Below are 13,553 nucleotides of genomic sequence, written 5' to 3' on the forward strand. Positions count from 1 at the left end.
CAACCGCGCAAGGAGAACACTGTGTCTGCCAACGAGTCCTCGAAGCCGACTCCCCCCGTCCCCGCTCCCCCAGCGAAGCCGCTGCCGCGCAAGCTGCCCACCCCCGCCGCCGCCGTTCCGGCCGCGTCCACCGCCTCCGTCTCCAGCGATGCTGCGAAGTGGGGTCGCGTCAGCGAGGACGGCACGGTCGAGGTGCGCGAGGGTGAGAACTGGCGCGTCGTCGGCCAGTACCCCGACGGCACGCCCGACGAGGCGCTCGCCTACTTCGTGCGCAAGTACGAGGACATCGCCTTCAAGGTGCAGACCCTCGAACAGCGTCACCAGGCCGGCGGCGCGACCGCCAGCGATCTGGTCAAGCAGGCAGGGCACCTGGTCGACGAAGCCACGGATGCCGCCGCCGTCGGTGACCTCGCCGGTCTTCTCGAGCGCCTGCACACGCTGACCGCGTCCCTTTCCGAGGCCACGGCCGAGGAGCAGCAGCGCGCGAAGGAGCTGCTCGACCAGGCCATCGCCGAGCGCACCGCACTGGTGGAGCGCGCCGAGGCGATCGCCGCACGCGACCTCTCGAAGGTGCAGTGGAAGCAGGTCACCGCCGAGCTCGGTGAGCTCTTCGACGCCTGGCAGGCTCAGCAGCAGAACGGCCCGCGTCTGTCGAAGGGCCTGTCGCAGCAGCTCTGGAAGCGATTCCGCGACGCTCGTTCGGTCGTCGACAAGCACCGCCGTGCGTTCTACTCGGAGCTCGACGACACGCACAAGGCCGCCCGCGACGCGAAGACCCGCCTCATCGAGCGCGCCGAAGCCCTCGCCCCGCGCGGCACCGATGGGATTCCCGCCTACCGCACGCTGCTCGACGACTGGAAGGCCGCCGGCCGCGCAGGTCGCAAGGCGGACGACGCCCTCTGGGCCCGGTTCAAGGCCGCCGGAGACGCGCTCTACGCCGCGCGTGCCGAGCAGTCCGCCGCCGAAGAGGCCGAGTCCGCTCCCAAGATCGAGGCGCGTCAAGCTCTTCTGGAAGAGGCCGAGGCCGTCGCCGACGAGTCCAACATCAAGCGCGCCCGCGCCCTGCTCACGCGCATCCAGCGGCAGTGGGATGAGATCGGCCGCATCTTCCCCCGCGACAAGGAGCGCGCGCTCGACGACAAGCTCCGCGTCATCGAGCAGGCCCTCAAGGCCCGCGAAGAGGTCGACTGGAAGAAGAACAACCCCGAGACCAAGGCGCGCGCCAACGACATGAGCTCGCAGCTCCTCGAGGCGATCGAGAAGCTCGAGTCCGAGCTCGCCACGGCCGAGAAGTCGGGCGACAAAAAGGCGATCAAGGAAGCATCCGACGCTCTCGAGGCGCGCCGCGCCTGGCTGAGCGCCCTCGGCGGCTGACGAGTTCTCCACAGCTCCCGTCCGAGCACACGACAGCGGGATGCCCTGGGCCACACTGGCCTGGTGCATCCCGCTTTCCTGTATCTGCCCGGCCAACGCCTGACACTGCCCGAGCTCACCGCCGCCCGCCTCGACGGCGACGTCGTCGACATCGGCGAGGCCTTCATCCCCGCCGATCTCGTCGAGGGCGCCGACGTGCGGGCAGCGTCGATCGCCACGATCGTGCACCCGGGCACCGCGGTCTGCGGGCCGAGCGCAGTATGGGTGCACGGTGCATGCGATGCGCCGCCGAACCCGCATCATCTTCGCCGAGCGGTGTCGAGGCGCATCCGCGCCGTGCAGAGTCCACGGGTGCGTTATCACGACACGCCACTCCCGGCCGAGGACCTCCTCCTCATCGGCGGCATCCCGATCACGACTCCCGAACGCACGCTGATCGACCTCGCGCTCGGGAGCCACCGGGAACCCGCTCTGGATCGCTGGGCGCACATGCTCATCGAGCACGACCCGGGTCTCATCGGGACCGCGCAGGAACGCATCCGCACCCTGCGGCGCGTGCCAGGCTCTCGACGTGCCCTGGAACTTCTCGAGGAACTCGGTATCAGGAGGACGTGACGCGGTACACGTCGTACACCGCGTCGATCCTGCGCACGGCGTTGAGAACGCGGTCGAGGTGCACGGCGTCGCCCATCTCGAACACGAACCGGCTGATCGCCAGTCGGTCGTCATTGGTGTTGACCGTGGCGGAGAGGATGTTGACGTGGTGCTCGCTCAGTACGCGCGTGACGTCGGACAGCAGACCGGAGCGGTCGAGGGCCTCGACCTGGATCTGCACGCGGAACACGCTCTTGGTGGTCGGCGCCCACGACACCTCGACGAATCGGTCCTGCTCGCTGCTGAGAGCCTTGACGTTGACGCAATCGCTGCGGTGCACCGAGACGCCGCTGCCGCGCGTGACGAAGCCGACGATCGGATCCCCGGGAACCGGCGTGCAGCACTTCGCGAGTTTCACGAGGATGTCGGCGGCGCCGCGGACGAGAACGCCGGAGTCGCCCGCACGCGGTTCGCGGGTCGGCACGCTGCCCGGCAGGTCGATGGCGCCGGTCGTGGTGTCGTTCGCGGCGACGTTGGCCGTGACCTTCTCGAGCACCGACTGGGTCGAGATATGCCCCTCGCCCACGGCCGCGTACAGCGCCGAGACGTCTTCGTAGCGCAGCTGCTGGGCGACCTCGGCGAACGAGTCCTGGCTCATCAGACGCTGCAGGGGCAGGTTCTGCCGGCGCATCGCGCGCGCGATCGCCTCCTTGCCCTGTTCGATGGCCTCTTCGCGCCGCTCCTTCGTGAACCAGCCACGGATCTTGTTGCGCGCACGGGTGCTCTTGACGAATCCGAGCCAGTCCTGACTCGGTCCGGCATCCGGGTTCTTCGAGGTGAAGACCTCGACGACGTCGCCGCTCTTCAGCTCGGACTCCAGCGGCACCAGGCGCCCGTTCACCTTCGCACCCATCGTGCGATGGCCGATCTCGGTGTGCACCGCATACGCGAAGTCGACGGGCGTCGCACCGGCGGGAAGACCGACGACGCGCCCCTTCGGCGTGAAGACGTAGACCTCCTTCGCGCCGATCTCGAACCGCAGCGAGTCGAGGAACTCCCCCGGGTCGGCCGTCTCGGCCTGCCAGTCGGAGATGTGCGCGAGCCAGGCCATGTCGGTGTCGGATGCCCGCACCTCGGCCTTGCCGCCGTTCATCCGCTCCTTGTACATCCAGTGCGCCGCAACGCCGTACTCGGCCTGCTGGTGCATCTCGTGCGTACGGATCTGGATCTCGACCGTGCGCCCCGCGGGGCCGATCACGGTCGTGTGCAGCGACTGATAGAGATTGAACTTCGGGGTGGCGATGTAGTCCTTGAACCGACCGGGCAGCGGCGTCCACCGCGCATGGATCGCACCCAGCACGGCGTAGCAGTCACGCACCGAAGCGACGAGCACGCGGATGCCGATCAGGTCGTAGATGTCGTCGAACTCGCGACCCCGCACCACCATCTTCTGGTACACGGAGTAGAGCTGCTTCGGTCGGCCCGAGACCTTGCCGCGGATGCGCAGATCACGCAGATCCTCGTCGATCTCCTCGACGACCTGGCTCAGATACTTCTCGCGCTGCGGAGTGCGCTGTGCGATAAGGCTGTGGATCTCGTTGTAGATCTTGGGGTGCAGCACCGCGAACGAGAGGTCTTCGAGCTCGGACTTGATCGCCTGGATACCGAGACGATTGGCCAGGGGCGCGTAGATCTCGAGCGTCTCCTTGGCCTTCTTCGCCGCCTTCTCCGGCGGGACGAAGCCCCAGGTACGAGCATTGTGCAGACGGTCGGCGAGCTTGATCAGGAGCACGCGGATGTCCTTCGACATCGCCACGATCATCTTGCGGACGGTCTCGGCCTGGGCGCTCTCGCCGTACTTGACCTTGTCGAGCTTGGTGACACCGTCGACCAGCATCGCGACCTCGTCGCCGAACTCGGCGGTGAGGTCGGTCAGCGCGTAGCCGGTGTCTTCGACCGTGTCGTGCAGGAGCGCCGCCGCGATGGCGCGCGGCCCGAGACCGAGCTCGGCGAGGATCTGCGCTACCGCGAGCGGATGCGTGATGTAGGGCTCGCCGCTCTGCCGCTGCTGGCCGGTGTGCTTGTCCTTGGCGACCGCGTACGCGCGCTCGATCACCGAGAAATCACCGCGGGGGTGGTTGGCCCGGACGGTGCGGATCAGGTTGTCGAGGTCGTTGACCCTGGACGCGCGCGAGAAGATGCGGGGAACCAGACGCCGCAGGCTCGATCCCTGCGCCGGCGACTGTGCTTCCGCCATCCGCTCACCTCCGAATCAGAACATCAGACAATCCTACGTCCGTCCGGCGGGAGCGGCTCCCACCGGACGGATACGTCAGGCTTCGACCGTCGCGCGCAGGCGCGCTTCGCGGATCCGGGCGTCGCGCTCGCGGATCTGCGGCTCGTTCTCGCGGAAGAGCGAGTAGAGCGGAGCGGCGACGAACAGCGTCGAGTACGTCGCCACGAGGATGCCGACGAAGATCGACAGCGAGATGTCGGTGAGGGTCTCGGCACCGAGCCACAGCGATCCGATGAAGAGGATCGCTCCGACCGGGAGCGCCGCGACCACCGAGGTGTTGATCGATCGCACGAGGGTCTGGTTCACCGCCAGGTTGACGGACTCCCCGAACAGACGCGCCGATTTCTCGCCGTCTTCATGAGTGTTCTCGCGGATCTTGTCGAAGACGACCGTCGTGTCGTACAAGGAGTACGCCAAGATCGTGAGGAATCCGATCACCGCCGCCGGCGAGATCTCGAAGCCGGCCAGCGCGTAGACGCCGACGGTGATCACGAGCACGTCGAGCAGACCGATGATCGCTGCGGCCGACATCTTCCAGGTGCGGAAGTAGATCGCCAGGATCAGGAAGGTGAGGGCGAGGAAGATCGCCAGGCCCCACAGCGACTGGCGGGTGACGCTCTCACCCCAGGCCGGACCGATGAACGACGACGTCACCTCCGCAGTGTCGACGCCGTACGCGTCGGCGAGTGCCGCGGTGACCTGCTGCGTCTCATCGGCCGTCATCTGGTCGGTCTGCACACGGATGTCGTCGCCGTTCACCACGACGACCTTGGTCGCCGACTCGGGCACGACCGACTTGACCGCGTCGGTGGCGATCTGCTGATCCGTGCTGTCGGGGGCCGCGACGGTGAACTGCGACCCGCCGGTGAACTCGATCGAGAACTGGATCGGACGGATCAGCGGCACCAGAGCCGAGCCCACGACCAGGATGATCGCGATGATGAACCACAGGCGGCGACGACCGACGAACGGGAAAGAGGTCTTCCCCGTGTACAGGTTGTTGCCGAATTCATTCATGGAAGGCATCAGGCGTCTCCCTCACTTCCGGCGTTGGTGGGTCTGTCACCCGCGAGAGCTTCCGCGCGCTTGCGCTCGGCGATGGTCTGACGACGCTCCGCCTCGCCGCGCGAACGCGAGTTGCGCGCGCCACGGCCGGCGGATGCCGTCGCGACCTCGCGGAACTGCGACCGATTGCGGTAGACGGCGCCCAGTGCTTCGGGGTCGAGCCCGGAGAGCTTGTGGCCGCCTCCGAAGAAGCGCGTGCGCGCGAGCAGTTGCATCACCGGGTGCGTGAAGATCACGAAGATGAACACGTCGATGATGGTCGTGAGGCCGAGCGTGAACGCGAAGCCCTTCACCGTCGAGTCGGCCAGGATGTACAGCACGAGCGCGGCGAGGATGTTGATGGACTTCGAGATGTAGATCGTGCGCTTGGCGCGACCCCATCCGTCTTCGACGGCCGAGGTGATCGACTTCCCGTCTCGCAGTTCGTCTCGGATTCTCTCGAAGTAGACGATGAAGGAGTCGGCGGTGAATCCGATCGACACGATCAGACCGGCGACACCGGCGAGCGAGAGACGGAATCCGAGTCGCCACGCCAGGATGCAGATGACGATGTAGGTCAGCACACCCATCACCGCGATGGACGCGATGATCACCGTCCCGAGGGCTCGGTAGACGATGAGCGAGTAGATCGCGACGAGGATCAGGCCGATGAGACCGGCGATGAGACCGATCTGCAGCTGCTGCGTACCGAGCGTCGCCGACACGGTGTCGGAGCTCTGCACGGTGAAGCTCAGCGGCAGCGCTCCGTACTTGAGCTGATCGGCGAGAGTCGTGGCCGACTCCTGCGTGAAGCTGCCCGAGATGCTCGGCCGACCGTCGAGGATCACACCGTTCATGCGGGGAGCCGAGATCACGACGCCGTCGAGGACGAACGCGAACTGGTCGCGCGGCGAGAGGCCGTCGATGCGGTTCTGGTTGAGGCGGGTGCTGACCTTGCCGAACTTGTCGGCCCCGTCCGGGTTCATGGTGAGCTGGACGAGCCACGCGCCGTTTTGCGGGTCGCGACCGCTCGCGGCGTCGTCGATCGCCGTGCCGTCGAGCTCGGCCGGACCGAGCAGGAACTTCTCCTGACCGGTCTCGTCGCAGGCGATCATCGGCTGCTCGCTCGGCACATTGGTGGGGTTGTCGGGGTTCGCGCAATCATAGGCGAGGAACTCGGCCTGCAGCTTGGGCGTGGCCCAGTTGAGGTCGCTGCCGTCGGTCGGCTCGGCCGTCGGCGTCGCCTCGAGCGACGGATCGGGGCTGGGGTACGGCGTCTCGTTACCGTCGTCACCGACGAAGGACGTCGTCGCGGCGGTCGTGGCCAGGACCGCTCGGAACTCGAGCTGCGCACTGCTGGTGATCCGCTCACGCGTCTGCTCGTCGGCCACACCCGGGATCTGGACGACGATGTTCCGTCCGCCCTCGGTGGTGATGTCGGCCTCTGCGACGCCCGAGGCGTCGACGCGCTGGCGGATGATCGAGGCTGCCTGGTCGAGCTGCTCGGCCGACGGCGGGTTCCCCTCCTCCGTCTCGGCCTGCAGCACGATCTGGGTGCCGCCCTGGAGGTCGAGCGCGAGCTCCGGAGCCCACGAGCTCTTCCCGAAGACGTACACCCCGGCCGCATTGATGCCGAAGAGGACACCCGTCACCAGGAGCAGGCCGAGAAGGACCCGCCAGGCATGACGGACAGGAGAGGATGAAGCCACGTGAGTTCAGCTTTCTGAGAGGCCGGATTCCGGGGTGCGGTCGAACGCCGCGGACTTACTTGTCGTCTGCGTCGCGGTCGAGGCGCGCGCGCGTCTCTTCCGGGGTCTCGGCGATCGGCGCATCGGCCTCGACGACGGTGTCGTCGTCAGCGAGCTCGGCGTCGACGACGATGTCCTTGGGCTCGACGATGCGGAGGATCGCCTGGCTGTGCACCTCGATCACGACACCGGGGGCGACCTCGACCGACGCCGGGTGGTCGAGGTCATCGGGGTCGTAGGAGACGATCGTGCCGTAGATGCCGCCCTGCAGGAGCACGCGCACGCCGGGAACCGTCTTCGTCGCCTTCTCCTCCTGCTCGGCCTTCATCTGCTTCTGACGCTTGCGCGTGTTGAAGATCATGAAGACGAGGAGGACGGCCAGGAGACCGAAGAGGATGATTTCCATGGGGCGGAGCGCCTTTCTGAGGTGCACGCACCATCAACGGGCGCACAGAAGTTTCGGGGAAGTCTTCTGTGATTATAGGTCATCGAAGCGAAGCGCTCCGTCGGGATGCGCCACACCCAGATGCGCATACGCCTCAGGCATGGCGACGCGCCCCCGCGGAGTGCGACCGAGGAAACCGATCCGGACGAGATAGGGCTCGACGACGCTCTCGACGGTCTCGGCTTCTTCGCCGACGGCGACGGCGAGCGTGCTCAGTCCCACCGGCCCGCCGCGGAACCGTCGTACGAGCGCTTCGAGAACGGCGCGATCGAGGCGGTCCAGACCGATGGGGTCGACGTCGTACAGTTCGAGAGCGGCGCGGACGTCGGCGATGGTCGCCGCTCCCCCACCGTGCACGAGCGCATAGTCGCGAACGCGTCGGAGAAGGCGGTTGGCGATGCGGGGCGTCCCGCGCGATCGGCGGGCGATCTCGGACAGCGAATCGGACGGCAGGTCGACGCCGAGGACCGCCGCGGATCGCGCGATCACCCGCTCGAGCTCGCCGTCCTCGTAGAACTCCAGATGACCGGTGAACCCGAATCGATCGCGCAGCGGATTCGGTAGCAGACCCGACCGCGTCGTCGCTCCCACCAGGGTGAACGGTGCGAGTTCGAGCGGGATGCTGGTGGCCCCCGCCCCCTTGCCCACCATGATGTCGATGCGGAAATCCTCCATCGCGAGATAGAGCATCTCCTCGGCGGAGCGCGCCATCCGGTGGATCTCGTCGATGAAGAGCACCTCGCCGGGCACGAGGCTCGACAGGAGCGCAGCGAGATCGCCGGCGTGCTGGATGGCCGGTCCGCTCGACAGGCGCAGGGGGCGCTCGCTCTCGTGCGCGACGATCATCGCCAGCGTCGTCTTGCCGAGTCCGGGCGGGCCCGCGAGAAGGATGTGATCGGCGGGTCGGCTCTGGATACGTGCGGCCTCGAGGAGGAGCTGGAGCTGGCCGCGCACCTTCTGCTGTCCGACGAACTCGCCGAGACTCGTCGGACGCAGGGCGCCCTCGATCGCGAGCTCGGTCTCGTCGACGGGCTCGGAGGCGTCGAGTGCGTCAGCCACGTGCCGGCCCCAGCAAGGCGAGCGTGCGACGGAGGAGCGGTGCGACGGCCGAACGCTCGGCATCGGTCGCCTCGGCGGCGGTCTGCGCGGCGGCCTCGGCGGCGACCTTCTCCGACCATCCGAGTCCGACGAGGGCGGCCGCGACCTGACCCACCACGTCCGACGCGCCCGAGGGACTCGGCGCTGCCGCGACCGTCGGCTGCACCTTGCCGGCGAGCTGCACGACGATGAGCTTCGCGGTCTTGGGACCGATTCCGGACACGCGACGGAAAGGCGCGTCGTCTTCGGCGTTCACCGCCTCTGCGATCTGGTCGACGGTGAGGTGCGACAGCACCCCCAGGGCGGATTTCGGCCCGACGCCCGTCACGCTGATGAGGAGCCCGAAGACCTCGAGCTCGTCGCGCTCGGCGAATCCGAAGAGGGAGAGCGCGTCCTCGCGCACGATCAGGCTCGTGTGCAACCGCAACTGCTCCCCCACCGTCGCGGTGTGCGCGACGTCGGCCGGGACGGCGACGGAGAAGCCGACGCCGCCCACCTCGACGACGACCTGGTCGGAGGTCGAGTGCAGCACAGTGCCGTGCAGGGAGGAGATCATCCTCCCAGCCTAGGCCCCGCGTCGTACGTATGTTCGAGCGACACGCTCCGCGTCCGCCCAGGCGCGCTGGGCCGGCGTGAGCCCGCCCGCTGCGGACGCCGCCCCCGCGCCGCCTCGGCGCCAGGCGTGGCACAGAGCGATGGCGAGGGCATCCGCGGCATCCGCCGGCTGCGGAGGCGCGTCGAGGCGCAGGATCCGGGCGATCATCGCCTGCACCTGGCGCTTGTCGGCAGATCCGTAACCGGTCACGGCGGCCTTGACCTCGCTCGGCGTGTGGGTCGCGGCGGGAAGACCCGCCTCTGCCGCGAGCAGCAGCGCGACTCCGCTGGCCTGAGCCGTGCCCATCACCGTGTGCGTGTTCTGCTGCGCGAACACGCGCTCGACCGCGACCGCCTGCGGAGAATGCGCGGCGATGACCTCACGGATGCCGGCGGCGACGATCGCGAGACGCTCGCCGATCGGCGCATCCGGAGACGAACGGATCACCCCGACGTGCACGAGCGTGCCGCGACGGGATCCGTCGACGTCGACGATGCCCACACCGCATCGGGTGAGGCCCGGGTCGATCCCGAGCACGCGCAGCGAGGAGGAGGTCACTCCCCCAGGCTAGGCGGCACCGTCGACGTCCGGCGCGTGGCGCGCCTAGCTGTCGTCGTTCTCGAGCTCGGCCTGCACCTCGGACGAGAGGTCGAAGTTGCTGAAGACGTTCTGCACGTCCTCGCTGTCCTCGAGCGCGTCGATGAGGCGGAAGACCTTGCGCGCGGTGTCGGCGTCGATCTCGACCTTGAGGTTCGGCACGAACTCGACGTCGGCGGATTCGTAGTCGATGCCCGCCTCCTGCAGCGCGCTGCGCACGGTGACCAGGTCGGTCGCCTCGGTGATGATCTCGAAGCCCTCGGAGTGCGGCTCGATCTCCTCGGCGCCCGCCTCGAGCGCCGCCATCATGACGTCGTCCTCGGTGGTCCCCTCGGCACCGACGACGATGACGCCCTTGCGCGAGAAGTTGTAGGCGACGCTGCCCGGGTCGGCCAGCGTTCCCCCGTTGCGGCTGAGAGCCGTGCGCACCTCGGCGGCGGCACGGTTCTTGTTGTCGGTCAGACACTCGATCATGAGCGCCACGCCGTTCGGTCCGTATCCCTCGTACATGATGGAGGTGTACTCGACGGCTTCGCCGCCGATTCCGGCTCCACGCTTGACCGCGCGGTCGATGTTGTCCTTCGGGACGGAGGTCTTCTTCGCCTTCTGCACCGCGTCGAACAGCGTGGGGTTGCCCGCGAGGTCGGCGCCGCCGAGCTTGGCCGCGACCTCGATGTTCTTGATGAGCTTGGCCCAGGACTTGGCGCGCCTGGAGTCGATGATGGCCTTCTTGTGCTTCGTGGTGGCCCACTTGGAATGCCCGGACATAAGTCTCCACTCGTCGTATCCGCCCGTGGGCACGGCCCAGGGCATCGTCCAGTCTAACGAATCGAGACGTCGCCTACCGGGGTGCGCTCGCGTAGCGTCGTGCCTCGTCGAGGAAGAGCGCGTGGAATCCGGGCTCACCGTCCATCTCGGGATGGAAGCTCGTGCCGAGCAACGGCCCCTGGCGCACCGCGACCACCGCGCCGTCGGGCAGGGCGGCGAGCACCTCCACCGCGGCCCCCGAGCGTTCCACGATCGGCGCCCGGATGAACGTCGCAGACACCGGGGCATCGCCGAGCACCGGCACGTCGAGGTCGATCTCGAACGATTCGGACTGACGTCCGAAGGCGTTGCGCCGCACGTCGACGTCGAGGCCGCCGAAGGACTGCTGTCCCTCGATCGCGTCGAGCACGGTGTCGGCCAGGAGGATGAGCCCCGCGCACGTGCCGTACATCGGCATCCCCGCGCGGATCGCTGCGCGAATCGGCTGCTGGAGCCCGAACAGTCGCGCCAACTTGTCGATGACGCTGGACTCTCCGCCCGGTAGAACGAGACCATCGATCGCGTCGAGTTCTTCCGGGCGGCGCACGAGCACCACCTCCGCACCGAGCTCCGCGAGCAGGGCGGCATGCTCGCGCACGTCGCCCTGCAGCGCGAGGACGCCGACGGTCGGACTACCAGCCACGCTCGGAGAGCCGGTGCGGCGCGGGGAGGTCGGACACGTTGATCCCCACCATCGCCTCGCCCAGCCCGCGCGAGACCTGGGCGATCACACTCGGATCGTCGTGGAACGTGGTGGCCTTCACGATCGCCGCGGCACGCTGGGCGGGGTTGCCCGACTTGAAGATGCCGGAGCCGACGAACACACCGTCCGCTCCCATCTGCATCATCATCGCGGCGTCCGCGGGGGTTGCCACGCCTCCCGCGACGAACAGCACGACCGGCAGCTTGCCCGTCGCCGCGACCTCGACGACGAGGTCGTAGGGCGCCTGCAGCTCCTTGGCCGCCACGTAGAGCTCGTCCTTGGCCATCGACCGCAGCACGTTGATCTCGCTCGTGATCTTGCGGATGTGCTTGGTCGCCTCCGAGACGTCACCGGTGCCGGCCTCGCCCTTCGACCGGATCATCGCGGCACCCTCGTTGATGCGGCGCAGGGCCTCGCCGAGGTTCGTCGCCCCGCACACGAAGGGCACGGTGAAGCCGAATTTGTCGATGTGGTTGACGTAGTCCGCCGGCGACAGCACCTCGGACTCGTCGATGTAGTCGACTCCGAGCTCCTGCAGGATCTGCGCCTCGACGAAGTGGCCGATGCGCGCCTTCGCCATCACGGGGATCGAGACGGCGTCGATGATGCTGTCGATCATGTCGGGGTCGCTCATGCGCGAGACACCGCCCTGCGCACGGATGTCGGCGGGGACCCGCTCGAGCGCCATCACGGCGACGGCGCCGGCGTCCTCGGCGATCCTGGCCTGCTCGGCCGTGACGACGTCCATGATGACGCCGCCCTTGAGCATCTCGGCGAGACCGCGCTTGACCCGCGCGGATCCGGTGGTTGCCTGGTCGTTCATCGCATTCCTCTCGGCTGAGCCAATGACTCGTTTGATCTATGTCAAACCGTAGCATCGTCCCGGACGTTCTAGAATCGGTGTCGAGGACCCATGAGCGCCGAGATCACCGGAACGACCGCAGCAGACATCGCCGACAGCGTGCGCGCCCTGCGCGACCGCGGAACCCTCCGCCCCGGCGATGCGCTCCCCCCTGTGCGCGAACTCGCCGCCACTCTCGGCGTGAACCGCAACACCGCGGTGGCCGCCTACCGCCAACTCGCGCAGGCGGGGCTCGTCGTCTCGCGCGGGCGCGCCGGCACCACGATCGCCGGCGTCGAGGCGGTCGCCCAGGAGGGCTACGCGGCGGACACGGTCCTCCGCGACGTCGGCACGGGCAACCCCGACCCCCGGCTCATCCCCGACCCGTCGCCCGCACTCGCCCGCGTCACGGGGCGACCGGTGCTGTACGGCGAGCCCGTGATCGACCGCGGCCTCGACTCCTGGGCGCACGAGTGGATCGCCACCGACCTCGACCAGTCCGACTTCCGCGTCACCGTCACCAGCGGCGCGGTCGACGCCGTCGAGCGACTCCTCGCCCAGGCACTCACCCGCGATGACGCGGTCGCGCTCGAGGACCCCTGCTTCCTCGCGAGCATCCACACGGTGCGACTCGGAGGGTACCGCGCCGTGCCCGTCCCGGTCGACGGCGAGGGGATGACGGTCGTCGGCCTCCGCGCGGCGCTCGACGCCGGCATCCGCGCCATCATCTGCACTCCGCGCGCGCAGAACCCCACCGGCAGCAGCCTGACGGCTGCGCGCGCTGCCGAGCTCCGCGCCGTGCTGGCCGACCACCCCTACGTGCTGATCATCGAGGACGACCACTTCTCGATGCTCTCGCAGCGCCCCTACGAGACCTTGATCGGACCGGGGCACCGGCGGTTCGCCCTCGTGCGCTCCGTCTCGAAGTTCCTCGGCCCCGACATGTGCCTGGCGCTCGCGGCCACCGACCCCGAGACGGCCGAGCGCCTGTCGATGCGGCTCAGCCCGGGGACGACCTGGGTGAGCCATCTGCTCCAGCGACTCACGCACGCCCAGCTGACCGCCCCTTCCGCGCTCGCGACGATCGGTACCGCGGCCGCGCACTACGCCGAGCGCAACGCCGCTTTCGCACAGCTCCTGCGCACCCACGGATTCGACGCCCCCGACTCCGACGGTCTCAGTCTCTGGGTCGAGCTCCCGCGCCCCGCACGCGCCGTCGCCGAAAAGCTCATGCGCCGCGGATGGCTGGCCCGCACCGGCGACGAGTTCGCCCTCGACGAGAAGGCCGAGCCATCGCGGCATCTGCGGCTGACCGTCCATGATCTGTCCGACGCGGATGCCGCGGCCTTCGTCGCCGACCTCGTCGCGGCTTCCCGATGACCACCCGAAGCGGGAACGCACCCGCACTGAA

The 13,553-nt window shown here is 68.4% G+C and carries 13 protein-coding genes; 3 read left to right on the forward strand and 10 right to left on the reverse strand.

From position 1 onward, the window contains the following. The first annotated feature begins 21 nt into the window (after window positions 1–21). Both ACTJKK_RS03875 and ACTJKK_RS03880 read left to right on the forward strand, forming a co-directional pair. On the forward strand, window positions 22–1,374 hold the full coding sequence (locus ACTJKK_RS03875; protein ID WP_440747064.1) for a DUF349 domain-containing protein: 1,353 nt from the start codon (window positions 22–24) through the stop codon (window positions 1,372–1,374). Window positions 1,375–1,437: 63 nt separating this feature from the next. Continuing rightward, window positions 1,438–1,989: a type IV toxin-antitoxin system AbiEi family antitoxin gene (locus ACTJKK_RS03880; RefSeq protein ID WP_440747065.1), complete on the forward strand. Its 552-nt coding sequence runs from the start codon at window positions 1,438–1,440 to the stop codon at window positions 1,987–1,989. Here the strand turns inward: ACTJKK_RS03880 and ACTJKK_RS03885 are convergent. From ACTJKK_RS03885 to pdxS, 10 genes are all read right to left on the reverse strand, one after another. Continuing rightward, window positions 1,976–4,225 (reverse strand): RelA/SpoT family protein, encoded by a 2,250-nt coding sequence (locus tag ACTJKK_RS03885; protein WP_247632174.1) that lies wholly within the window; start codon window positions 4,223–4,225, stop codon window positions 1,976–1,978. The genes ACTJKK_RS03880 and ACTJKK_RS03885 overlap by 14 nt on opposite strands. Before the next feature lie 75 nt (window positions 4,226–4,300). Further along, the gene (secF, locus tag ACTJKK_RS03890) at window positions 4,301–5,290 is read right to left on the reverse strand and encodes a protein translocase subunit SecF (RefSeq protein ID WP_247622425.1); all 990 of its coding nucleotides are present in this window, start codon (window positions 5,288–5,290) and stop codon (window positions 4,301–4,303) included. After that, window positions 5,290–7,017 (reverse strand): protein translocase subunit SecD, encoded by a 1,728-nt coding sequence (secD, locus tag ACTJKK_RS03895; RefSeq protein WP_440747066.1) that lies wholly within the window; start codon window positions 7,015–7,017, stop codon window positions 5,290–5,292. Before secD ends, secF begins: the two co-directional genes overlap by 1 nt. Before the next feature lie 55 nt (window positions 7,018–7,072). Further along, the gene (locus ACTJKK_RS03900; protein ID WP_440747067.1) at window positions 7,073–7,462 is read right to left on the reverse strand and encodes a preprotein translocase subunit YajC; all 390 of its coding nucleotides are present in this window, start codon (window positions 7,460–7,462) and stop codon (window positions 7,073–7,075) included. 72 nt (window positions 7,463–7,534) lie between these two features. Then, entirely contained in the window at window positions 7,535–8,560 is a 1,026-nt protein-coding gene (gene ruvB, locus ACTJKK_RS03905) for a Holliday junction branch migration DNA helicase RuvB (protein ID WP_440747068.1), read from the reverse strand. Further along, window positions 8,553–9,155, reverse strand: a complete 603-nt coding sequence (ruvA, locus tag ACTJKK_RS03910) for a Holliday junction branch migration protein RuvA (RefSeq protein WP_440747069.1) — start codon at window positions 9,153–9,155, stop codon at window positions 8,553–8,555. Before ruvA ends, ruvB begins: the two co-directional genes overlap by 8 nt. A gap of 9 nt (window positions 9,156–9,164) precedes the next feature. Beyond that, window positions 9,165–9,752 carry a crossover junction endodeoxyribonuclease RuvC gene (gene ruvC, locus ACTJKK_RS03915; protein ID WP_247632169.1) on the reverse strand — a complete coding sequence of 196 codons (588 nt, stop codon included), beginning with the start codon at window positions 9,750–9,752 and terminating at the stop codon, window positions 9,165–9,167. Between the two features lie 45 nt (window positions 9,753–9,797). Continuing rightward, on the reverse strand, window positions 9,798–10,559 hold the full coding sequence (locus ACTJKK_RS03920) for a YebC/PmpR family DNA-binding transcriptional regulator (RefSeq protein ID WP_247624689.1): 762 nt from the start codon (window positions 10,557–10,559) through the stop codon (window positions 9,798–9,800). A 73-nt stretch (window positions 10,560–10,632) separates the two neighbouring features. Beyond that, the gene (gene pdxT, locus ACTJKK_RS03925; protein WP_247622419.1) at window positions 10,633–11,241 is read right to left on the reverse strand and encodes a pyridoxal 5'-phosphate synthase glutaminase subunit PdxT; all 609 of its coding nucleotides are present in this window, start codon (window positions 11,239–11,241) and stop codon (window positions 10,633–10,635) included. Further along, complete coding sequence (gene pdxS, locus ACTJKK_RS03930; RefSeq protein WP_440747070.1) at window positions 11,231–12,124, reverse strand: pyridoxal 5'-phosphate synthase lyase subunit PdxS; 894 nt, start codon at window positions 12,122–12,124, stop codon at window positions 11,231–11,233. The genes pdxT and pdxS overlap by 11 nt, the downstream gene beginning before the upstream one ends. Before the next feature lie 90 nt (window positions 12,125–12,214). Here pdxS and ACTJKK_RS03935 point away from each other — a divergent pair, with 90 nt between their 5' ends. Then, window positions 12,215–13,522 carry an aminotransferase class I/II-fold pyridoxal phosphate-dependent enzyme gene (locus ACTJKK_RS03935; RefSeq protein WP_440747071.1) on the forward strand — a complete coding sequence of 436 codons (1,308 nt, stop codon included), beginning with the start codon at window positions 12,215–12,217 and terminating at the stop codon, window positions 13,520–13,522. Window positions 13,523–13,553: the final 31 nt, after the last annotated feature.

This window comes from Microbacterium sp. 22179 (assembly GCF_052045715.1).
GTDB classification, from domain to species: Bacteria; Actinomycetota; Actinomycetes; order Actinomycetales; family Microbacteriaceae; genus Microbacterium; species Microbacterium galbinum.